This is a genomic window from Streptomyces sp. NPDC039462, assembly GCF_055639375.1.
Genome location: NZ_JBVKAO010000001.1, coordinates 259,763 through 280,668 on the forward strand (window position 1 = coordinate 259,763; position 20,906 = coordinate 280,668).

Genomic DNA, 20,906 nt, shown 5'->3' on the forward strand with positions numbered 1-20,906 from the left:
GGTGGCGGGAGTACGACAGACGAGGAGCGTGACATGACCGCCGCCGAACGGACCGCCTCCGCCTTGCGGGGCCTCGACGCCATCAAGGGCGAGCTCGCCGATCTCTACCGCGATCTGCACGCCCACCCCGAGCTGTCCTTCGAGGAACACCGCACCGCCGCCGAGGTCGCCCGGCGCGCCGCCTCGTACGGGTACGAGGTCACGACCGGCGTCGGCCGCACCGGTGTGGTCGCCGTCCTGGCGAACGGCGAGGGCCCGACCGTCCTGCTGCGCGCCGACTTCGACGCGCTGCCCGTGACGGAGCGCACCGGACTTCCGTACTCGTCCGTCAACGACGGCGTGATGCACGCCTGCGGCCACGACATGCACGTCACCTGTCTGCTGGGCGCGCTGCGGCTGCTCGCGGACGCCCGCGACGGCTGGTCGGGCAGGATCGTCGGCGTCTTCCAGCCCGCCGAGGAGACCGCGCAGGGCGCGCGGGCGATGGTCGAGGACGGCTTCTACGAGCGGTTCGGCATCCCGGACGTCGTGCTCGGGCAGCACGTCGCGCCGCTCCCCGTCGGCATGATCGGGGCGCACTCCGGGGCCGCCTTCGCGGCGACCGACGCCCTGCGCGTGCGGATGTTCGGCAAGGGCGCGCACGGCTCGCGTCCCGAGGCGTCGATCGACCCCGTGGTGATGGCCGCCGCGACCGTGATGCGCTTGCAGACGGTCGTGTCGCGGGAGATCGCGGGCGGCGAGACGGCCGTGGTCACCGTCGGCTCGCTGCGGGCGGGCACGAAGGACAACATCATCCCGGACGAGGCCGAGCTGCAGATCAACATCCGGACGTACACGCCCGAGGTCCGCAGGCGGGTCCTCGCCGCCGTCGAGCGCATCATCAAGGGCGAGGCGGTCACGGCGGGGGCGGAGCGGGAGCCCGAGATCACGGAGATCGACGCGTTCCCCGTCCTCGACAACGACGCGGCCGCCGTCGAGAGGACGATGGCGGCGATCGGCGCGGTGCTCGGCGAGGACCGGATCCTCGACCCGGGTCCCGTGACCGGCAGCGAGGACGTCGGGTACTTCGCGACCTGTGCGGATCGCGAAGTCCCGCTCTGCTACTGGCTGTTCGGCGGCGCCGACCCCGCGGAGGTGGTCGCCGCGCAGAAGGCGGGGACCTTCGAGCGCGACATCCCGTCCAACCACTCGCCGTTCTTCGCCCCGCTGGTCGAGCCGGCCGTCACCACCGGCGTCACGGCGCTGACGACGGCCGCACTCGCCTGGCTCGGGGGTGCGAAGACCGGCCCTCAGCCCTCGTCGCCGCCGTCCTCCAAGTCGCCCTCGGACTCCAGGTAGGCCTGCCGCAGCGCTTCGAGCACGGCCGGGTCCGGCTTGGCCCACATGCCGCGCGACTCCGCCTCCAGAAGGCGTTCCGCGATGCCGTGCAGGGCCCAGGGGTTGGCCTCCTGGAGGAACTGACGGTTCGTCGGGTCCAGGACGTACGTCTCCGTGAGCTTGTCGTACATCCAGTCGGCGACGACGCCCGTCGTGGCGTCGTACCCGAACAAGTAGTCCACGGTGGCGGCGAGTTCGAAGGCGCCCTTGTAGCCGTGGCGGCGCATCGCCTCGATCCACTTGGGGTTGACCACGCGGGCACGGAACACCCGCGAGGTCTCCTCGACCAGCGTGCGCGTGCGGACCGTCTCGGGGCGCGTCGAGTCCCCGATGTACGCCTCCGGGGCCGTGCCCCGCAGCGCGCGCACGGTCGCCACCATGCCGCCGTGGTACTGGAAGTAGTCGTCCGAGTCCGCGATGTCGTGCTCGCGGGTGTCGGTGTTCTTCGCGGCGACGGCGATGCGCTTGTACGCGGTCTCCATCTCGGCGCGGGCCGGGCGGCCTTCGAGCCCGCGGCCGTACGCGTAGCCGCCCCACACCGTGTAGACCTCGGCGAGGTCCGCGTCGGTGCGCCAGTCGCGGGAGTCGATGAGCTGGAGCAGGCCCGCGCCGTACGTACCGGGGCGCGATCCGAAGATGCGGGTGGTGGCCCGGCGCTCGTCGCCGTGCTCGGCCAGGTCGGCCTGGGCGTGGGCGCGTACGTGATTCTGGTCGGCGGGCTCGTCGAGCGAGGCGGCGAGCCGCACCGCGTCGTCGAGCAGGCCGATGGTGTGCGGGAACGCGTCGCGGAAGAAGCCCGAGATGCGCAGCGTCACGTCGATGCGGGGGCGGCCCAGCTCCTCGTACGGGATGGCCTCCAGGCCCGTGACGCGGCGCGACGCGTCGTCCCAGACCGGGCGGACGCCGAGCAGCGCCATGGCCTCGGCGACGTCGTCGCCCGCCGTGCGCATCGCGCTCGTGCCCCACAGGGAGAGGCCGACGGACGTGGGGTACTCGCCGTTGTCCGTCCGATACCGCTCGATGAGGGAGTCGGCGAGGGCCTGGCCCGTCTCCCACGCGAGGCGGGACGGGACGGCCTTCGGGTCGACCGAGTAGAAGTTGCGGCCGGTCGGCAGGACGTTGACCAGGCCGCGCAGCGGGGAGCCCGAGGGGCCCGCAGGGACGAAGCCGCCGTTCAGCGCGTGCACGGAGTGGTCGAGCTCGGCGGTGGTGGCCGCGAGGCGCGGCACGACCTCGCGAGCGGCGAACTCCAGGACGGCGGCGACCTGTTCGCCCTGGTCGCGGGGGACGGCGGCGAGGTCCCAGTCCGCGTCGTCCATCGCCTGGACCAGCGCGCGGGCCTGCTCCTCGGCGGCGTCGGCGGTGGTGCGCGTCGCGGCCGACTCGTCGAGGCCGAGGGCTTCGCGCAGGCCGGGCAGGGCGGTCGTGCCGCCCCAGATCTGGCGGGCCCGCAGGATCGCGAGGACGAGGTTGACGCGGTCACCGGCGGCCGGGGCGGTGCCGAGGACGTGCAGGCCGTCGCGGATCTGCGCGTCCTTGATCTCGCAGAGCCAGCCGTCGACGTGCAGCAGGAAGTCGTCGAAGCCGTCGTCGTCCGGACGGTCCTCCAGACCCAGGTCGTGGTCGAGCTTCGCGGCCTGGATGAGCGTCCAGATCTGCGCGCGGATCGCCGGCAGTTTCGCCGGGTCCATGGAGCTGATCTGCGCGTACTCGTCGAGGAGCTGCTCCAGGCGCGCGATGTCGCCGTAGGAGTCGGCGCGCGCCATCGGCGGCACCAGGTGGTCGATGAGCGTGGCGTGCACGCGGCGCTTGGCCTGGGTGCCCTCGCCCGGGTCGTTGACCAGGAAGGGGTAGATCAGCGGCAGGTCGCCGAGCGCGGCGTCGGGGCCGCAGGCGGCGGACAGGCCCGCGTTCTTGCCGGGCAGCCACTCCAGGTTGCCGTGCTTGCCGAGGTGGATCATCGCGTCGGCGCCGAAGCCGCCGTCGGCCGCGGGCGCCGCGATCCAGCGGTACGCCGCCAGGTAGTGGTGCGACGGCGGCAGGTCCGGGTCGTGGTAGATCGCGATGGGGTTCTCGCCGAAGCCGCGCGGCGGCTGGATGAGGATGAGGAGGTTGCCGCGGCGCAGGGCGGCGAGCACGATGTCGCCCTCCGGGTCGCCGCCGTTGCCGACCCGTGAGCGGTCCAGGAACATCTCGCCGGGCGGCGGCCCCCAGTGCTGCTCGACCGAGTCCCGCAGCTCCTGCGGCAGCGTCGCGTACCACCGCTTGTAGTCGGCGGCCGGGATGCGCACCGGGTTGGCGGCGAGCTGCTCCTCGGTGAGCCACTCCTGGTCGTGGCCGCCCGCGTCGATGAGCGCGCGGATCAGCTCGTCGCCGTCACCGGAGACGAGGCCCGGGATGTCGGCCTCGGGGCCGAAGTCGTAGCCCTCGGCGATGAGCCTGCGCAGGAGCGCGACGGCGGACGCGGGGGTGTCGAGGCCGACCGCGTTGCCGATGCGGGAGTGCTTGGTGGGGTACGCGGAGAGCACCAGCGCGAGGCGCTTGTCGGCGGCCGGGATGCGCTTCAGGCGCGCGTGCCGTACGGCGATGCCGGCGACCCGGGCCGCCCGCTCGGCGTCGGCCACGTACGCGGGAAGGCCGTCCTCGTCGATCTCCTTGAAGGAGAAGGGGACCGTGATGAGGCGTCCGTCGAACTCGGGCACCGCGATCTGGCTCGCGGCGTCCAGCGGCGAGACGCCCTCGTCGTTCTCCTCCCAGGCCGAACGCGACCCGGTCAGGCAGAGCGCCTGGAGGATCGGCACGTCGAGGCCGGTCAGCGCGCCCGCGTCCCACGACTCGTCGTCACCGCCCGCCGACGCCTCGGCGGGCCTGGTGCCGCCCGCCGCGAGGACGGTCGTCACGATGGCGTCGGCGGCGCGCAGCTCGTCGATCAGCTCGGGCTCGGGGGCGCGCAGCGAAGCCACGTACAGCGGCATCGCGCGGGCGCCCGCGTCCTCGAGCGCGCCGCACAGCGCGTCCACGAAGGCGGTGTTGCCGCTCATGTGGTGGGCGCGGTAGTAGAGCACGGCGACCGTGGGGCCCTCGACGTCGGCGCGGGCGGTGCGCTCCAGCGGGCCCCAGGAGGGGGCGGCGGCGGGCGGCTCGAAGCCGTGGCCGGTGAGCAGCACGGTGTCGGAGAGGAAGCGGGCCAGCTGCTCCAGGTTGGCGGGGCCGCCGTGCGCGAGGTAGGCGTGCGCCTCGGCGGCGATGCCGATCGGCACGGTCGACGACGCCATCAGCTGGGCGTCGGGCGCCTGTTCACCGGTGAGCACGACGACCGGAAGGCCGGTGGCGATGAGCTGGTCGAGGCCATCCTGCCAGGCGCGGACGCCGCCGAGGAGGCGTACGACGACGAGGTCGACGCCGTCCAGCAGCGCGGGCAGCGCGTCGAGGTCCAGACGGGACGGGTTGGCGAACCGGTAGTCGACCGGGCCTCCCGCCGCGCGGGCGCTGAGCAGGTCGGTGTCGGAGGTCGACAACAGCAGAAGCATGCGGGCGCAGGCCTTCCTCGGGGTGTCCGCGCCCCGGGTGGTCGTATGGACGGCAGGAGTTCCTGGCTCACCCCACGCGGGTGGGGCTCACAGTGGCGGGACCGCGCCGGATTCGCACCGGGCTTCCTCCCTGGGGTCCTGGTGGACCCACGCCGTCGCTGGCGTCGGCGGACCTGGAGGCCCGCCGCCTGCATAGTAAGTCCTGCCCGCCGCCGATGGGGCGGCCACCTGCCAGGACGGTCCGTCTCGGGAGGCGACCGGCCGGATCCGCGTGGGTATGCTCGCCGCCATGCCGCCCACCCGAGCATCATCCCCAGACCAGGGCGAATCCCTCATACGTGACCGGGGTGACGCCTGCCCCGGAGCCCTCCGCCTGCACCTCGCGGACGACGGGCGCCTCGCCCGACTCCGGCTGCCCGGCGGGCTCCTGACGGGGCATCAGGCCTCCGTGCTGGCAGCCGCGGCGGAGCGTCTGGCGGACGGGAACCTCAGCGTCACCTCGCGCGGCAACATCGAGCTGCGCGGCCTCGGCGACGCGTGCGGCGGCGAACTCTCCCGGCTGCTCGCGGACGCCGGCCTGCTGCCCTCCGAGCGCCACGAGCGGGTGCGGAACGTGGTGGCGTCCCCGCTCGCGGGAACCGACGGACTCGGCCACGCCGACGTGCAGTTGTGGGCCCGTGAGCTGGACCGACTCCTGTGCGCGGAGGAGTGGACGACAGCGCTCTCCGGCCGCTTCCTGTTCGCCCTCGACGACGGCCGCGGGGATGCGGCCGGGCTCGGCGGCGATGTGACCTTGATCGCAGAATCCGGCGGGACTGCGGTCGTACGTCTCGGGGGCCACGCCTGCCGGGTCGCCGGGGCCGACGTCCCGCGCGCCGCCCTCGCCGCCGCCCGGGCCTTCCTCGACGCCGCGCGCGAGGCGGGCAACGGGGCCTGGCGGGTGCGTGAACTGCCCGACGGGACGACCGCGGACCTGGCGGGAGCACTGGCCCGGGTCGACGTCTCCGCCACTCCCGCCGACGTCCCGCTGCCGTCGCTCGCCGCGCCGCCCGCCCCGGGCGTCGTCGGCCGCGCGGTGGTGGTCCACGCCCCCCTCGGCCGCGTGAGCGCCGCCCAGTGGCGGGCCCTCCTGCCGCTCCCCGCCGACGAGCTGCGCGTCACGCCCTGGCGCGGCTTCGTGCTCCCTGGCTTCGCCGATGGGGCCGCGGCCCGCGCACGGCTGGCCGCGCTGGCCGCCGCCGGATACGTCACCGCATCCGACTCGCCCTGGCTGGGCGTCGGCGCCTGCACCGGCCGCCCGGGCTGCGCCAAGTCCCTCGCCGACGTCCGCGCCGACGCCGTGCCCGGCACCGGCGGACTCCCCGTCCACTGGTCCGGCTGCGAGCGGCGCTGCGGGCACCCGCACGGCGACTGGGTCGACGTCCTCGCGACCGGCGACGGCCGCTACGAGGTCACGCGGCACACCGGCGGCTCGACCGAGGCCGTGACGGGCAGCACCCTGACCGAGACGGTCACCACGGCACGTAACACCACGAAAACGACGGCCACGAGATGAGCGAGAGCACAGTGTTCGACTACGAGAAGGACGGCGCGGCGATCTACCGCGAGTCCTTTGCCACCATCCGCGCGGAGGCGGACCTCCACGGCCTGCCCGCCGACGTCAGCCAGGTCGCGGTCCGGATGATCCACGCCTGCGGGATGGTGGATCTCGTGAAGGATCTCGCCTACAGCCCGCGGGTGATCGCCGACGCCCGCAAGGCGCTGCGCGACGGCGCGCCGATCCTCTGCGACGCGAACATGGTCGCGAGCGGCGTCACCCGCAAGCGGCTGCCCGCCGACAACGACGTGATCTGCACCCTCGCCGACCCGTCCGTGCCGGACCTCGCCGCCGAGCTCGGCACCACCCGCAGCGCCGCCGCCATGGAGCTCTGGCGCGACCGCCTCGAAGGCTCCGTCGTCGCCATCGGCAACGCGCCCACCGCGCTCTTCCGCCTCCTGGAGATGATCGAGGAAGGCGCGCCGCGCCCGGCCGCCGTCCTCGGCATCCCGGTCGGCTTCGTCGGCGCCGCCGAGTCCAAGGACGCGCTCGCCGAGCACTCCTCCGGCCTGGAGTACCTGGTCGTACGAGGGCGGCGCGGCGGCAGCGCGATGGCCGCGGCGGCGATCAACGCGATTGCGAGCGAGGCGGAGTGAACACCGAGACCACTTCCCGGGGGAAGCTGTACGGCGTCGGGCTCGGCCCCGGAGACCCCTCCCTGATGACCGTGCGCGCCGTCGAGGTGATCGCGTCCGCCGACGTGATCGCGTACCACTCGGCCCGGCACGGCCGCTCCATCGCCCGCTCCATCGCGGCGAAGCACCTCAGGGACGACCACATCGAGGAGCCGCTGGTCTACCCCGTCACGACGGAGACCACCGACCACCCCGGCGGCTACCGCGGCGCCCTCGACGAGTTCTACGAGGAGGCCGCGGCCCGCCTCGCCGCCCACCTCGACGCGGGCCGCACGGTCGCCGTCCTCGCCGAGGGCGACCCGCTCTTCTACGGCTCCTACCAGCACATGCACAAGCGCCTCGCGCACCGCTACCCGACCGAGGTGATCCCCGGCGTCACCTCGGTGAGCGCGGCGGCGGCCCGCCTCGGCGAGCCCCTGGTGGAGGCCGAGGAGGTGCTGACGATCCTGCCGGGCACGCTCCCCGAGGAGGAGCTGGCCGCGCGCCTCGCGGCGACGGACTCGGCGGTCGTCATGAAGCTCGGCCGTACGTTCGGGAAGGTGCGTGGTGCCCTGGAGAGCGCGGGCCGCCTCGACGAGGCGCGCTACGTCGAGCGGGCCACCATGGAGGGTGAGCGCACCGGCCGCCTCGCCGACGTGGACCCCGACTCGGTGCCGTACTTCTCCGTGGCGGTGCTGCCGAGCCGGGTGGCGCCCCTGACGGGCGGGCCCGCGCCGGAACCGCCCGCGGAGCGGTGCGGAGAGGTCGTCGTGGTCGGCACGGGCCCCGCGGGGCCGCTGTGGCTGACCCCCGAGACGCGCGGCGCGCTCGCCGCCGCAGACGACCTGGTCGGCTACACCACGTACGTCGACCGTGTGCCGCACCGCGCCGGGCAGCGGCGGCACGGCTCCGACAACCGCGTGGAGTCCGAACGCGCCGAGTTCGCCTTGGAGCTGGCGCGGCGCGGGCGGCGCGTGGCCGTCGTGTCGGGCGGTGACCCCGGCGTCTTCGCGATGGCCACGGCGGTCCTGGAGGCGGCCTCGCAGGACGTGTACGCGGACGTTCCCGTACGGGTACTGCCCGGGGTGACGGCCGCGAACGCGGCGGCGGCCCGGGCGGGGGCCCCGCTCGGCCACGACTACGCGACGATCTCCCTCTCCGACCGGCTCAAGCCCTGGGAGGTCATCGCGGAGCGCCTTGCCGCGGCGGCCGCCGCGGATCTCGTCCTCGCGCTGTACAACCCGGGCTCGCGCAGCCGGACCTGGCAGGTCGGCAAGGCACGCGAGCTGCTGCTCGAACACCGGGCGCCGGACACGCCGGTCGTCCTCGGACGGGACGTGGGCGGCCCCGAGGAGTCCGTCCGCGTGGTGCGGCTCGCGGACCTCGATCCGGCGGAGGTCGACATGCGGACGCTGCTGATCGTCGGGTCTTCGCAGACGAGGGTGTCGCGGCGGCGCGGGGGTGGGGAGCAGATCGTCTGGACGCCCCGCAGGTACCCCGAGGGGTGATTCCGCGAGGCGTCGTCTGCGGGTGCGCCGTGGCCGAGCGCGCAGTTCCCCGCGCCCCTGACGGGGCCGCAGCCCCGTTTTTCAGGGGCGCGGGGAACTGCGCGACCAGCCACAACACACCCGCACCTCACCACGCAGCGGAACGAACCCACTCGACGGCCTCCTCCGGGGTGGCGACCTCGGGGACGCCCCCCGGCAGGGCAGGGCGCCGGACCACCACGACCGGAACCCCCGCCTCGCGCGCAGCGACAAGCTTCGGCGCCGTCGCCGAGCCCCCGCTGTCCTTCGTCACCACGACGTCGACCCGGTGGCGGCGCACCAGCTCCCGCTCCCCGTCGAGCGTGAACGGACCCCGGTCGAGGAGCACCTCCATCCGGGAGGGGTACGGCGGCTCGGGCGCGTCGACGGAGCGTACGAGGAACCACAGGGCGGCCGTCCCGGGGCCCGCGAACGCCGCGAGGCCCATCCGCCCGGTGGTGAGGAACACCCGCTCGCCGAGGGCGGGCAGTACGCGTGCCGCCTGCTCCAGGGAGTCGACCGTATGCCAGTCGTCCCCGTCTTCCTCGACCCAGCCGGGGCGGCGCAGGGCGAGCAGGGGAACATGGGCCATGGCGGCGGCCCGCGCCGCGTTGAACGAGATCGTCCCGGCGAAAGGATGGGTGGCGTCGATGAGCGCGTCCACGTGGTGTGCGGTCAGCCACGCCGCCAGCCCCTCGGGCCCACCGAAGCCGCCCACGCGGACCTCGCCGGGCGGCATGCGCGGCGCCGCGACCCGTCCCGCGAGGGAACTGGTCACGCGCAGCCCCGCATCGGCCGTGAGGAGCTCCGCCAGACGGCGGGCTTCGGTCGTTCCCCCCAGAATCAGTACGTGCACGGAGTTCGGTTCCATTCATGAGTGAGGCAAGCGGGGCGGGCGAGGCCGAGGGCGGGCGCAGCGCTCAACTCAAGCACACCGGTCTGCGGCCCGGCTGGACGACCGGCGCCTGTGCGACCGCCGCCACGACGGCCGCGTACACGGCGCTGCTGACCGGCGGCTTTCCCGACCCGGTGACCATCACGCTGCCCAAGGGCCAGACGCCGGCCTTCGCGCTCGCCGCCGAGGAGCTGACGGACGCGTACGCCATGGCGGGCATCGTCAAGGACGCGGGCGACGACCCGGACGTCACGCACGGCGCGCTCGTGCGCTCCACGGTGCGGCGGCTGCCGCCGGGCTCGGGCGTCGTCTTCAAGGCGGGTCCGGGGGTCGGCACGGTCACCCGTCCCGGGCTGCCGCTGGACGTCGGCGAGCCCGCGATCAACCCCGTGCCGCGGCAGCTGATGCGCGACCACGTGGCGCTGGTGGCGGAGCGCGCCGGGGCCGCGCCGGACGTCGAGATCACCGTCTCCGTGGACCACGGCGAGGAGATCGCCCGCTCCACCTGGAACCCGCGGCTCGGCATCCTCGGCGGCCTGTCCATCCTCGGGACGACCGGCATCGTCGTGCCGTACTCCTGCTCGGCGTGGATCGACTCGATCCGGCGCGGCGTCGACGTGGCGCGGGCGGCCGGGCGCACGCACGTCGCCGGATGCACGGGATCGACGTCGGAGAAGACGGTCGTCGCCGAGTACGGGCTGCCGGAGGACGCGCTCCTGGACATGGGGGACTTCGCGGGCGCGGTCCTGAAGTACGTGCGCCGCCATCCCGTCGACCGGCTCACCATCTGCGGCGGCTTCGCCAAGCTGTCGAAGCTCGCGGCGGGCCACCTCGACCTGCACTCGGCCCGCTCCCAGGTCGACAAGGGCTTCCTCGCGGAGCTGGCCCGCAGGGGCGGCGCCTCCGCCGACCTCGCGGGACAGGTCGCCGCCGCCAACACGGGCCTCGCGGCACTCCAGTTGTGCGCGGCGGCGGGCGTGCCGCTCGGTGACCTGGTCGCCGGGGCGGCCCGCGACGAGGCGCTCGCCGTGCTGCGGGGCGCGCCGGTCATGGTCGACGTCATCTGCATCGACCGGGCCGGCACGGTCGTGGGCCGCAGCGCCCTCAAGTAGCGCCGCGGGCGGGTCGCCGGGCGGCGCCCCGGGCCACGGTCAGCAGACGTGCCGGTCCCGCTCCGCCGAGTACAGGTGGCTGTCGCGGAACTGCGAGGCGCCCAGGGTCCGCCCCACCATGATGACGGCGGTCCGCACGATGCCCGCCTCCTTCACCTGCCCCGCGATGGACTCCAGCGTGCCCCGCAGGATCACCTCGTCGGGCCGGCTGGCGAGGGCGACCACCGCGGCGGGGCAGTCGGCGCCGTAGTGCGGCAGGAGCTCCTCGACCACCCGGTCGACGTACCCCGTGGCCAGGTGCAGGACGAGCAGTGCGCCGCTGCGGCCGAGCGTGGCCAGGTCCTCGCCCTCGGGCATGGCCGTCGCGCGCTGGGCGATGCGGGTGAGGATGACGGTCTGGCCGACGGTCGGCACGGTCAGCTCCCGCTTCAGCGCGGCCGCCGCGGCGGCGAACGCCGGGACGCCGGGCACCACTTCATAGGGCACCCCGGCCGCGTCGAGCCGCCGCATCTGCTCGGCCACCGCGCTGAACACGGACGGGTCGCCGGAGTGCAGCCGCGCCACGTCGAGCCCCTGCTCGTGCGCGTGCACCAGCTTCTCGGTGATCTGGTCCAGATTCAGCTGCGCGGTGTCGACGAGCTGCGCGCCGTCCGGGCACTCGGCGAGCAGTTCGCGCGGCACCAGGCTGCCCGCGTACAGGCAGACCTGGCAGCTCGCGATCCGTCGCGCGCCGCGGACCGTGATCAGGTCGGCGGCGCCGGGTCCCGCGCCGATGAAGTACACGGTCATCTCTGGTCAACTCCTGCTTGCTGGGCCTGGACTGGCTTGGTGACGGACCACTGGGTGACCGGCATGGCCTGCCGCCAGCCGGTGAAGCCGCCCACGGGGACGGCCTGCGCGACCGCGAGCCGCACCAGCTCGCCGCCGTGGCGCCGGTACCACTCCGTGAGGAGCGCCTCGGACTCCAGGGTGACGGTGTTGGCGACGAGCCGCCCACCGGGGGGCAGCGCGGCGAAGCCGGCGTCGAGGAGGCCGGGCGCGGTGAGGCCGCCGCCGATGAACACGGCGTCGGGCGTGGGCAGTCCGGCGAGCGCGGCGGGCGCGGCGCCGGTGACGACGCGCAGCCCCGGCACGCCGAGCCGCTCGGCGTTGCGGGTGATCCGCTCGGCGCGCACGGGGTTCTTCTCGACGGTGACGGCACGGCACGACGGGTGCGCCCGCAGCCACTCCACGGCGATCGACCCGGAACCGCCGCCCACGTCCCAGAGCAGTTCGCCGGGTGCGGGCGCGAGCGCGGCGAGCGTGGCGGCGCGGACGTACCGCTTGGTGAGCTGCCCGTCGCTCTCGTACGCGGCGTCGGGCAGCCCCGGCACGACGCCGAGCCGCAGCGCGTCGGGGGAGCGGCGGCACTCGACCGCGACGACGTTCAGCGCGTCGCCGGGCTCGTGCGACCAGGTGTCGGCGACGCCTTCGTACGTCGACTCGCGCTCGCCGCCGAGCTGTTCGAGGACGCGCAGCCGGCTCGGGCCGAAGCCGCGCTCGCGCAAAAGGGCGGCGACCTCGGCGGGCGTGGCCGCGTTCGCGCTGAGCACGAGGAGGCGGCGCCCGTCGTGCAGCGCGGCGGCGACACGGGCGGCCGGGCGGCCGACGAGCGTGACGACCTCCGTGTCCTCGACGGGCCAGCCGAGGCGCGCGCAGGCGAGGGAGACGGCGGACGGATGCGGGAACACGCGCAGCGCGGCCGCGCCGAGTTCCTCGGTCAGGGCGCGTCCGATGCCGTAGAACATGGGGTCCCCGCTGGCGAGCACGGCGACGCGGCGTCCCGCGTGGGCGGCGAGCAGGCCGGGCACGGCGGGCCGCAGCGGCGAGGGCCAGCGGACGCGCTCGCCGGGGCACCGGCCGGCGGGCAGCAGCTCCAGCTGGCGGGGTCCGCCGATGAGCACATCGGCCTCCGCGAGCGCGGCTTGCGACGCGGCCGGGAGCCCGTCCCAGCCGTCGGCCCCGATCCCGACGACGGCGACGGCCGGTGTTCCTGCGGGGGGTGCGGGGGTCACTGCTGGTACCTGACCTCGGGGTTCGGGAGGAGACTGCGCAGCCGAACTCTACTGGGGACCCGGCCGGTGCCCCGGCGGCGTACCCTTATTGCGAACTTGTTGCAGTTGCGACCCATGGGCCATAAGTTCCGGTCGTAACTCGCACGGCTGTTCCGTGCGGCTCCCCAGGGCAGAAAGGCCAACGCGATGGACTCACCGGTGGTGCTCGGCATCGAGTCGTCCTGCGACGAGACGGGCGCGGGCCTCGTCCGCGGCGGACGGCTGCTCGGCCACGCGGTGGCGTCGAGCATGGACGAGCACGCCCGCTACGGCGGCGTCGTCCCCGAGATCGCCGCCCGCGCCCACGTCCACGCGCTCACCCCGGTGGTCCGCCGCGCCCTGGACGAGGCCGGGCTGCGCATGTCCGACATCGGCGCGGTGGCCGTCACGACCGGCCCCGGCCTCTCCGGCGCCCTCCAGGTCGGCCTCGCCGGCGCCAAGAGCCTCGCGTACGCCCTGGACGTACCGCTGTACGGCGTGCACCACCTGGCCGGGCACGTCGCCGCCGACACCCTGGAGCACGGCCCGCTCCCGGACCCCTGCATGGTCCTGATCGTCTCCGGCGGCCACACCTCCCTCCTTCTCGTACGCGACCTCGCGCGCGACCCGATCGTCCACCTCGGCGACACCCTCGACGACGCGGCGGGCGAGTGCTTCGACAAGGTCGCGCGGGTCTTCGGACTGCCCTACCCGGGCGGCCCCGCCATCGACCGGGCGGCCCGCGACGGCGACCCGTCCGCCGTACCGTTCCCGCGCCCGCTGACCGGCCCGCGCGACGCCGCGCACGCCCACTCCTTCTCCTTCTCCGGGCTGAAGACGGCCGCCGCGCGCTGGGCCGAAGCGCACGCGGGGCGGCCGCTCCCCGTCGCCGACGGGGCGGCGTCGCTCCAGGAGGCCGTCGCCGACGTGCTCACCCGCAAGGCGGTCGCCGCCTGCCGCGAGCACGGCGTCGGCACGCTCGTCGTGGTCGGCGGCGTCGCGGCCAACTCCCGCGTGCGGGCGCTCGCCGAGGAGCGCTGCCGGGCGGCGGGCATCGCGCTGCGCATCCCGCCGCCGCGGCTCTGCACCGACAACGGCGCGATGATCGCGGCGGTCGGCGACCTGCTCGTGCGCGCGGGCGCGGAGCCCGCACCCCTGAACGTCTCGATCGACCCGTCGGCACCCCTGGAGTTCGCGTCGCTCCACCCGGTGGGTGCGGTGTTCGGGCGGGCGGCGTGAGGGGGCTGCGGGGGGCCATGCGGCGGGTGACGGGTGCTGGGCTGCTGGCGTGCTGTGTCGACGGTGTGCGTTCTGTCTGTGTGGAGGTTTTTGTGCGGTCGCCTTGGGATGAGGATTCGGCTGTCGATGCGTCGGCCTTCCTGGAGTTCGCCTCGCTCCGCCCTGCTGGTGCGGTGTTCGGGCGGGCGGCGTGAAGGGGCTGCGGGTGGTCGTGCGGCGGGTGACCGGGGTCGAACTGCTCACGCGCTATGCCGACGGCGTGCGTTCCGTCTACGCGGAGGCCTTTGCGCAGCCGCCCTGGAACGAGGATCCGGCCGAGGCGGGCCAGTACCTGGAACGCCTCGCGGACGACGTCGTACGCCCCGGATTCACCGCGGCGGTCGCCCTTGACGGTGGTGCACATGGGCCCGGCGCGGACCGGCCGCCGCGCCTCATCGGGTTCACGACCGCCTGGACGACCGACACCCCGCTTCCCGGGACCCGCTCGTATCCCCTGGTCACCGCCGCCCTCGGGACCCGCGTCCACGACTGGCTCGACGGCTCCCGCCAGGTCGACGAACTCGCCGTGCGGCCCGACGTCCAGGGCCTCGGCGCCGGGCGCGCCCTGCTCGCGGAGGTGACGCGGGACGCACCCGACGGCCGCTGCTGGCTCCTGACCGCGGCCCGCGCCGTCGACGTGGTCCGGTTCTACCGCCGCGTCGGCTGGCACCAGGTCGCCCACCCCGCCCCGGACAGCCGGGACGTGGCGGTTTTCCTCGGGCCGGAACACCCGGCCGCGCCGATGTCGGAAGGTGGCGAAGCTCACGGCGTCGAGCGTCGTTGAACCTCGTTGAACGCCGGAGAGAAGGGGCACCCGCCCCCTGACGGCCCGCGCCGACGGCCGGCGACCGTGTCGCTGTTGGGCTGAACGGGTGACTTGGCGTAAGAATTGGCCGGTGCAGAGAACAAGTGCGAGCCAGGACGGGGTGGGCAAGTGAGCAGCAGTCAGCGCCACGACGTCACCGATGAACAGTGGGAAGGGCTCGCCCAGGTCGTACCGCTGCGCAGCCGCAACGAGTGGCCTTCGTGGCCGGGACACCGCGCGCTGCCCGACGCGGAGACCGAGACGCGCCGCCGCTTCGTGGTGATGCGGGTCAACGTCTTCTCGGACGCCCGCGAGGTCGCCGAGACCGTGATGGCGCAGATCCCGGTCCTGCTGGACCTGACGGGCGCCGAGACCGAAGTCGCCAAGCGCGTCCTGGACTTCAGCAGCGGCGTGGTCCTCGGCCTCGGCTGCGGCATGCACCGGGTCGACAAGAACGTCTTCCTTCTCGCGCCGCCCGGCACGGAGGTCCAGGGCCTGGTGGAGGCGGTCGCGCAGCCGTAGCGTCTGGGCACCGTAACGCCTGGGCACCGTAACGCCTGGGCTCCGCACCGGCCGTAGCCCCTCGACGGCCGGTGCGGGCCTTCTTCAGGGGGAATCCCCCGATCGTAGGAAGGTCGGTTGGGCGTAACGGTTCGCCGTGACGGCCGCCGCCTACCTTCCGGGCATGACGGTGCATTCCCGGATCGCGGTCACTGAGTCGCCGGCGGGCCAGGGCCGGCCGCAGGTCACCGAACTGCGGCTGTCCGCCTTCGCCGGACACCGCGCCGCGGTGCTCCCGTTCGGCCCGATGACCTTGCTCACGGGGCCGAGCGGCAGCGGCAAGTCCAGCGCCCTCGGCGCGTACGAGGCACTGGCGCGGCTCTGCGCCGGCGCGGAGCTGCCCGACGTCTTCGCGGACCCCGTGGCGTGCGTACCCGAACGGGCCCGCGCCGACGGCCAGCGGCGGCGCGGCTTCCGCATCGGCTGCACGGTCGAGGGTCCCGCTGGCACCGTCCGGCTCGACCTCGCCGTGCAGGCCGAGCCCGAACTGCGCGTCGTGGGCGAGCGGCTGACCCGCGACGGGCTGGTCCTCCTGGAGACGGCGTTGCGCGACCCCGGCAGGCGCGTGGTCCAGGCGGCCTGGCACACCGCGGGCGCGTCGCCGGTGACGCGGGCCCCGATGCCGGACGACCGGCTCGGCACGGCGCTCGTGCCGCTGCGCGTGGCGGGGAAGACCGACGGGCAGCGGCTGGTCCTCGCGGCGGCGGAACAGGTCGTGGTCGCGCTCCGCTCGGCGTACGCCTGCGATCCGCGGCCCAGCCGCATGCGCGCCCCCGTCCCGGCCGGCCTGATCGGCACGGGCCGCCTCCTCGGCGGCTGCGACAACCTCGCCGAAGTGCTGTGGCGCACCCGCTCGGAGTGCGCGAAGCGCCACGCGATGCTCGTCTCCGCGGTGCGTTCCGGCTGCGCGGGCCCGGTCGTCGACGTGTTCGCCGAGGAGGTCGAGGACGGTGCGGTGCACGCCTTCATCGACCGGGGCGGCGGGGTGCGTACGCCTCTCGGGCGGCTCGGCGACGGGGAGCTGCGGTACCTCGCCCTTGCGCTGGTGCTGCTCACCGGGCCCGGCGTGCTCGCCGTCGACCCGGTGGCCGAGGTGCCGCAGGCGTACCAGACCCTCACGGTCCTCGCCGACGGCCTGGACCGGCGCCTCGACGCGCGGCAGTCGCGGGCCCTCGGCGAACTGGCGGCGCGCACCTGCGAGCGCGGGCACATCCGGCTGGTGGGCGCGGTGGGGGACGCGTCCTGGGCGGCCGACGCCGGGGGAGCTTCGGTGGTAGACCTGGGGCCGTGACAGAACGACTTGATGTAGCGGTACTGCAGCGCAGGCTTGCGGAGTTCGCGGCGGCGCGCGACTGGGAGCAGTACCACACGCCCAAGAACCTGGCCGCCGCGCTGAGCGTGGAGGCGTCGGAACTGGTGGAGATCTTCCAGTGGCTGACGCCCGAGGAGTCCGCGCGGGTGATGGCGGACCCCGACAGGGCGCCCCGGGTGGCGGACGAGGTGGCCGATGTCCTCGCGTATCTGCTGCAGTTCTGCGAGGTGCTGGGGATCGATGCGCTGGCGGCGCTCGCCGCGAAGATCGAGCGGAACGAGCGGCGCTTTCCGGTACCGGCCTCGGATCCCGCCGCGGACGGGCCCTGAGTCCTTCCCGAAGTCCTTCCCGACGTCCCTCCCGAAGTCCCTCCTGGAGTCCTTCCCGCAGTGCTGGAACTGATCGTTCCGGTAGTTTCGTCACTCTCCGGAGTGGATGGCTTGTCCAAACTCGATTACTTGTCCACAGAATTCCGGCTACCCCTGGCTTTTCGCCCCGATGGGCATCACTCTGGGTAGTGGACAGGGAGGGGGCCGGACATGGACGCGATGCGGCTCATCGAGGCGAACCGTCGTGCGCTGGCGCGCAGTCGGGAGCCCGCGGACATCGTCGTGGAGGTCTGGCAGTCGCAGGCGCTGGCGCAGGCGATCGGCAGTCATCTCGCGGTCGCGGGCCCGCCGGAGTTACGGGGCGAGGCGCTGGGCCTGAGCGAAGTGGGCGGCAGGGCCTGCGGAGTGCTCGACGCCCCGCGGCTCGGCACCGAGGACATAAGGGCGGCCCGGCTGACGGAGACGGGCGACGCGCACCAGGTCCTGCTCGGCCTCGGCAGGCTCCTCGGCGAGGTCGGCATCGCGCTGGTCGGCGTCGCGATGGGCGCCGAGGAGGGGGTGTACTGGCAGTGCATGGAGGCGATCGACGCCGCCGACGAGTCGAGGGACCGGGTCCTCGAGATGCTGCGCAGACTCGCGGTCCGGGAGGAGGGCCTGCCCGGGGCCGAGTCGGCTGCGGGACCGGCGGGATCGGCGGGGGCGACGGGATCCGCAGGGGCGACGGGAGCGGCCGGCTCGGCGGGTCCGTCATGAGGTGGCTCCGTGCCGACCCCGCGGGGGAGCAGGGTCGCGCGGGCCCCGGAGGAGCGCCGGTGCGGTCAGGGGTGACCGGGCTCGTCGTCGCTCTGCTGGTGGGTGCCCGCGGGGGCGCCGGCGGACGTGGACTGCTGCAGATCGGCGTCGAGCCGGGTCAGATCCGCGTTGAGCGCCGCCATCAGCTCCTCCATCTGCTGCAGCAGGCCCTTGGGTGCGCCCTGCTGTGCGGGCACGGCCGGATCCTGCGCGGCCTCCCGATCGGGCGTGGCCTCCTGATCGGGCACGGCTTCCTGGGACATGGCGGCCTCCTCGGCCCTGGCCCTCCCGCGCGGGGAGGGCGGTTGACGCGGGCGACACGCCGGCTGCGACCGCCGGCGCGGATGCCGGTCGGTCCGGCTCCGCCCGAGCCAACGATCACCCGGTGGGCATGGTCACTGCGCCGGGCCCGCGCCGCCACGGGGTTGACGGTATTTCACCCGACCGGGGCGGCGGGGGATCGGCGGGACCGGCGGGGTCGACAGGCGTTCGAGCGTGCAGGATGGAGCCATGGATCTTCGAATCTTCACGGAGCCCCAGCAAGGGGCCACCTACGACACCCTGCTCACCGTCGCCAAGGCCGCCGAGGACCTCGGCTTTGACGCCTTCTTCCGCTCCGACCACTACCTCCGTATGGGTTCGGCCGACGGCCTGCCGGGGCCCACGGACGCGTGGATCACGCTCGCCGGTCTCGCCCGTGAGACCAAGCGGATCAGGCTCGGCACGCTCATGACGGCCGGCACGTTCAGGCTGCCCGGTGTCCTCGCCATCCAGGTGGCGCAGGTCGACCAGATGTCGGGCGGCAGGGTCGAACTGGGCCTGGGCGCGGGCTGGTTCGAGGACGAGCACAAGGCGTACGGCATCCCCTTCCCCAAGGAGAAGTTCGCCCGCCTCGAAGAGCAGCTGGAGATCGTCACCGGACTCTGGGCGACCGAGGTCGGCAAGACCTTCAACCACGACGGCAAGCACTACCAGCTCACGGATTCCCCGGCCCTGCCCAAGCCCGCGCAGGCCAAGGTGCCGGTCCTGATCGGCGGCCACGGCGCGACCCGCACCCCGCGCCTGGCCGCGCAGTTCGCCGACGAGTTCAACATCCCCTTCGCCTCGATCGAGGACAGCGAGCGGCAGTTCGGGCGGGTCCGGGCGGCGGCCGAGCAGGCCGGGCGCAAGGGCAGCGACCTGGTGTACTCCAGCGCGCTGGTGGTCTGCGTCGGCAAGGACGACGCGGAGGTCGCCCGCCGCGCGGCGGCCATCGGCCGTGAGGTGGACGAGCTCAAGGCGAACGGCCTGGCGGGTTCGCCCGCCGAGGTCGTCGACAAGATCGGGCGGTACGAGGCGATCGGCGCGAGCCGCATCTACCTCCAGTGCCTGGACCTGGCCGACCTGGATCACCTGGAGCTCATCTCCTCGCAGGTGCAGTCGCAGCTGTCGTAGAGCGACGGCCTGCCCCCGGTACGTGGCCGCCGGGCGCACCCCTCCGGTGCCCGGCGGTCACTTGTGTGGTGTCGGTTTCCGGCCCGGTGGCCGGATAAACCCGACATCCGGATAAACCTGATGCGCGGCAAGATCGCTGCATCGAATTAACTGCACAGGGTTTCCAGGCGAGTTGGTCGTGACGGCCGTTAGCTTTCCCGTGGATCTGGACGGATACGTCACAAAGGAGAACTCGCCTGATGACCGTTGAGACCGGCCCGGACGAGCGGCTGGAGCCGCCCCGGCAGTCCAGCCTGAGCACAGCGGCGGCCCGTAATCTCGCCACGACGACCAAGTCCGCACCCCAGATGCAGGAGATCACCTCGCGGTGGCTGCTGCGGATGCTGCCGTGGGTGGAGACCAAGGGCGGCACCTACCGGGTGAACCGCCGGCTGACCTACACCGTCGGTGACGGGTGCATCGAGTTCGTTCAGGAAGGCGCCGACGTCCGGGTGGTGCCGCGTGAGCTCGGGGAGCTGGCCCTGCTGCGCGGTTTCGACGACGGCGAGGTGCTGACGGCGCTCGCCGACCGGTTCGTGCAGCGCGAATTCCGCGCCGGTGAGGTGCTGGCCGCGCGTGGCACCCCCGCCGAGCAGCTCCATCTGATCGCGCACGGCCGGATCAGCCAGACCTCCGTCGGCAAGTACGGCGACGAGGTCGACGTCGCCGTACTTGCCGACGGAGGCCGGTTCGGTGAGGACGCCCTGCTGGGGGACGCCGGCGCCAGGTGGAACTTCACGGCCACCGCCGAGACCGCGGGCACTCTGCTCACCCTGTCCCGTGCCGACTTCGCCGCCGTGCTGTCCACGGCGCCGGGTCTCCAGGCCCACATCCGGCAGTTCACCTCGCGGTCCGTGCCGCGGCAGACGCGGCACGGCGAGGCGGAGATCGCGATGTCCGCCGGACACACCGGCGAGGCCGCGCTCCCGGGCGCCTTCGTCGACTACGAACTCCACCCCCGGGAGTACGAACTCTCCGTCGCCCAGACCGTTCTGCGGGTCCACACGAGGGTCGCCGACCTCTACAACGGGCCGATGAACCAGACCGAGGAACAGCTCAGGCTCACCATCGAGGCGCTGCGCGAGCGCCAGGAGCACGAGCTGATCAACAACCGGGAGTTCGGCCTCCTCCACAACGCCGCCTTCAAGCAGCGGATCCAGCCGCACTCGGGCCCGCCCACCCCGGACGACCTCGACGACCTGCTCTGCCGTCGCCGCGGCACCAAGTTCTTCCTCGCCCACCCCAGGACGATCGCGGCCATCGGCCGGGGTTTCACCGCCTGTGGCCTCTACCCGGACAACGTCGACCTCGGCGGCCAGCAGGTCCCCGCCTGGCGCGGCGTCCCGATCCTGCCCTGCAACAAGATCCCCGTCACCGAGCAGAACACCAGCTCCATCCTCGCGATGCGTACGGGCGAGGAGAACCAGGGCGTCATCGGCCTGCACCAGACCGGCCTGCCCGAGGAGTACGAGCCGGGCCTGTCCGTGCGCTTCATGGGCATGAGCGAGCAGGCGATCATCTCCTACCTCGTCACCGCCTACTACTCGGCCGCCGTCCTGCTGCCCGACGCGCTGGGCGTCCTCGAGAACGTGCAGATCGCCCGCAGGCGCGGCTAGCCCGCCGCCCCGGTACT

19 protein-coding genes and 1 riboswitch are annotated in these 20,906 nt (G+C 73.9%); of the genes, 13 read left to right on the top strand and 6 right to left on the bottom strand.

Annotation, left to right across the window (positions count from 1 at the left end):
• Positions 1-33 precede the first annotated feature (33 nt).
• Positions 34-1,338, top strand: coding sequence for an amidohydrolase (locus ACZ7LU_RS01025; protein ID WP_471915264.1), 1,305 nt, complete (start codon positions 34-36; stop codon positions 1,336-1,338).
• Here the strand turns inward: ACZ7LU_RS01025 and cobN are convergent.
• A complete protein-coding gene (gene cobN, locus ACZ7LU_RS01030; protein WP_471915265.1) occupies positions 1,290-4,907 on the bottom strand; it encodes a cobaltochelatase subunit CobN in 3,618 nt (1,205 codons plus the stop codon). The two genes, ACZ7LU_RS01025 and cobN, sit on opposite strands and share 49 nt — an antisense overlap.
• Before the next feature lie 41 nt (positions 4,908-4,948).
• A riboswitch (cobalamin riboswitch) is annotated at positions 4,949-5,072 on the bottom strand.
• A 142-nt stretch (positions 5,073-5,214) separates the two neighbouring features.
• Positions 5,215-5,346: a hypothetical protein gene (locus ACZ7LU_RS01035; RefSeq protein WP_471915266.1), complete on the bottom strand. Its 132-nt coding sequence runs from the start codon at positions 5,344-5,346 to the stop codon at positions 5,215-5,217.
• A gap of 9 nt (positions 5,347-5,355) precedes the next feature.
• Between ACZ7LU_RS01035 and ACZ7LU_RS01040 the strand changes: the two genes are divergently transcribed.
• The 3 genes from ACZ7LU_RS01040 (at position 5,356) to cobJ (ending at position 8,626) form a co-directional block, all read left to right on the top strand.
• Entirely contained in the window at positions 5,356-6,462 is a 1,107-nt protein-coding gene (locus ACZ7LU_RS01040) for a cobalamin biosynthesis protein CobG (RefSeq protein ID WP_471915267.1), read from the top strand.
• Between the two features lie 11 nt (positions 6,463-6,473).
• Entirely contained in the window at positions 6,474-7,100 is a 627-nt protein-coding gene (locus ACZ7LU_RS01045) for a precorrin-8X methylmutase (protein ID WP_362992512.1), read from the top strand.
• A 65-nt stretch (positions 7,101-7,165) separates the two neighbouring features.
• On the top strand, positions 7,166-8,626 hold the full coding sequence (gene cobJ / locus ACZ7LU_RS01050; RefSeq protein ID WP_471916449.1) for a precorrin-3B C(17)-methyltransferase: 1,461 nt from the start codon (positions 7,166-7,168) through the stop codon (positions 8,624-8,626).
• Between the two features lie 127 nt (positions 8,627-8,753).
• On the opposite strand, the gene ACZ7LU_RS01055 is transcribed toward cobJ, so the two are convergent.
• Positions 8,754-9,500, bottom strand: a complete 747-nt coding sequence (locus tag ACZ7LU_RS01055; RefSeq protein WP_471915268.1) for a cobalt-precorrin-6A reductase — start codon at positions 9,498-9,500, stop codon at positions 8,754-8,756.
• Between the two features lie 17 nt (positions 9,501-9,517).
• Here ACZ7LU_RS01055 and ACZ7LU_RS01060 point away from each other — a divergent pair, with 17 nt between their 5' ends.
• Entirely contained in the window at positions 9,518-10,651 is a 1,134-nt protein-coding gene (locus ACZ7LU_RS01060) for a cobalt-precorrin-5B (C(1))-methyltransferase (protein WP_471915269.1), read from the top strand.
• A 39-nt stretch (positions 10,652-10,690) separates the two neighbouring features.
• On the opposite strand, the gene cobM is transcribed toward ACZ7LU_RS01060, so the two are convergent.
• Positions 10,691-11,440 (bottom strand): precorrin-4 C(11)-methyltransferase, encoded by a 750-nt coding sequence (gene cobM, locus ACZ7LU_RS01065; RefSeq protein ID WP_404751152.1) that lies wholly within the window; start codon positions 11,438-11,440, stop codon positions 10,691-10,693.
• Positions 11,437-12,705 carry a precorrin-6y C5,15-methyltransferase (decarboxylating) subunit CbiE gene (cbiE, locus tag ACZ7LU_RS01070; protein ID WP_471915270.1) on the bottom strand — a complete coding sequence of 423 codons (1,269 nt, stop codon included), beginning with the start codon at positions 12,703-12,705 and terminating at the stop codon, positions 11,437-11,439. The genes cobM and cbiE overlap by 4 nt, the downstream gene beginning before the upstream one ends.
• Positions 12,706-12,891: 186 nt before the next feature.
• On the opposite strand from cbiE, the gene tsaD reads away from it, so the two are divergent.
• The 6 genes from tsaD (at position 12,892) to ACZ7LU_RS01100 (ending at position 17,761) form a co-directional block, all read left to right on the top strand.
• Positions 12,892-13,962, top strand: coding sequence for a tRNA (adenosine(37)-N6)-threonylcarbamoyltransferase complex transferase subunit TsaD (tsaD, locus tag ACZ7LU_RS01075; protein WP_471915271.1), 1,071 nt, complete (start codon positions 12,892-12,894; stop codon positions 13,960-13,962).
• Between the two features lie 190 nt (positions 13,963-14,152).
• Positions 14,153-14,785, top strand: a complete 633-nt coding sequence (locus tag ACZ7LU_RS01080) for a GNAT family N-acetyltransferase (RefSeq protein WP_471915272.1) — start codon at positions 14,153-14,155, stop codon at positions 14,783-14,785.
• A 150-nt stretch (positions 14,786-14,935) separates the two neighbouring features.
• A complete protein-coding gene (locus tag ACZ7LU_RS01085; protein WP_398305445.1) occupies positions 14,936-15,328 on the top strand; it encodes a cell division protein SepF in 393 nt (130 codons plus the stop codon).
• 163 nt (positions 15,329-15,491) lie between these two features.
• Entirely contained in the window at positions 15,492-16,658 is a 1,167-nt protein-coding gene (locus ACZ7LU_RS01090; RefSeq protein WP_470977864.1) for an AAA family ATPase, read from the top strand.
• Positions 16,655-17,008 (top strand): nucleotide pyrophosphohydrolase, encoded by a 354-nt coding sequence (locus ACZ7LU_RS01095; protein ID WP_398305451.1) that lies wholly within the window; start codon positions 16,655-16,657, stop codon positions 17,006-17,008. The genes ACZ7LU_RS01090 and ACZ7LU_RS01095 overlap by 4 nt, the downstream gene beginning before the upstream one ends.
• A gap of 210 nt (positions 17,009-17,218) precedes the next feature.
• The gene (locus ACZ7LU_RS01100; RefSeq protein ID WP_471915273.1) at positions 17,219-17,761 is read left to right on the top strand and encodes a DUF6099 family protein; all 543 of its coding nucleotides are present in this window, start codon (positions 17,219-17,221) and stop codon (positions 17,759-17,761) included.
• A gap of 65 nt (positions 17,762-17,826) precedes the next feature.
• Here the strand turns inward: ACZ7LU_RS01100 and ACZ7LU_RS01105 are convergent, their stop codons facing one another.
• Complete coding sequence (locus ACZ7LU_RS01105) at positions 17,827-18,063, bottom strand: hypothetical protein (RefSeq protein WP_471915274.1); 237 nt, start codon at positions 18,061-18,063, stop codon at positions 17,827-17,829.
• A 247-nt stretch (positions 18,064-18,310) separates the two neighbouring features.
• Here ACZ7LU_RS01105 and ACZ7LU_RS01110 point away from each other — a divergent pair, with 247 nt between their 5' ends.
• The gene (locus tag ACZ7LU_RS01110; protein ID WP_468085205.1) at positions 18,311-19,234 is read left to right on the top strand and encodes an LLM class F420-dependent oxidoreductase; all 924 of its coding nucleotides are present in this window, start codon (positions 18,311-18,313) and stop codon (positions 19,232-19,234) included.
• Positions 19,235-19,473: 239 nt separating this feature from the next.
• Positions 19,474-20,889 carry a family 2B encapsulin nanocompartment shell protein gene (locus ACZ7LU_RS01115; RefSeq protein ID WP_471915275.1) on the top strand — a complete coding sequence of 472 codons (1,416 nt, stop codon included), beginning with the start codon at positions 19,474-19,476 and terminating at the stop codon, positions 20,887-20,889.
• Positions 20,890-20,906: the final 17 nt, after the last annotated feature.

Bases quoted from the DNA above. Each gene is read 5' to 3' on its own strand.
- ACZ7LU_RS01025 (WP_471915264.1), top strand. From the start codon at position 34: ATGACCGCCGCCGAACGGACCGCCTCCGCCTTGCGGGGCCTCGACGCC.
- cobN (WP_471915265.1), bottom strand. From the start codon at position 4,907: ATGCTTCTGCTGTTGTCGACCTCCGACACCGACCTGCTCAGCGCCCGC.
- ACZ7LU_RS01035 (WP_471915266.1), bottom strand. From the start codon at position 5,346: ATGCCCCGTCAGGAGCCCGCCGGGCAGCCGGAGTCGGGCGAGGCGCCC.
- cobJ (WP_471916449.1), top strand. From the start codon at position 7,166: ATGACCGTGCGCGCCGTCGAGGTGATCGCGTCCGCCGACGTGATCGCG.
- ACZ7LU_RS01060 (WP_471915269.1), top strand. From the start codon at position 9,518: ATGAGTGAGGCAAGCGGGGCGGGCGAGGCCGAGGGCGGGCGCAGCGCT.
- cobM (WP_404751152.1), bottom strand. From the start codon at position 11,440: ATGACCGTGTACTTCATCGGCGCGGGACCCGGCGCCGCCGACCTGATC.
- tsaD (WP_471915271.1), top strand. From the start codon at position 12,892: ATGGACTCACCGGTGGTGCTCGGCATCGAGTCGTCCTGCGACGAGACG.
- ACZ7LU_RS01090 (WP_470977864.1), top strand. From the start codon at position 15,492: ATGACGGTGCATTCCCGGATCGCGGTCACTGAGTCGCCGGCGGGCCAG.
- ACZ7LU_RS01100 (WP_471915273.1), top strand. From the start codon at position 17,219: ATGGACGCGATGCGGCTCATCGAGGCGAACCGTCGTGCGCTGGCGCGC.
- ACZ7LU_RS01105 (WP_471915274.1), bottom strand. From the start codon at position 18,063: ATGTCCCAGGAAGCCGTGCCCGATCAGGAGGCCACGCCCGATCGGGAG.
- ACZ7LU_RS01110 (WP_468085205.1), top strand. From the start codon at position 18,311: ATGGATCTTCGAATCTTCACGGAGCCCCAGCAAGGGGCCACCTACGAC.
- ACZ7LU_RS01115 (WP_471915275.1), top strand. From the start codon at position 19,474: ATGACCGTTGAGACCGGCCCGGACGAGCGGCTGGAGCCGCCCCGGCAG.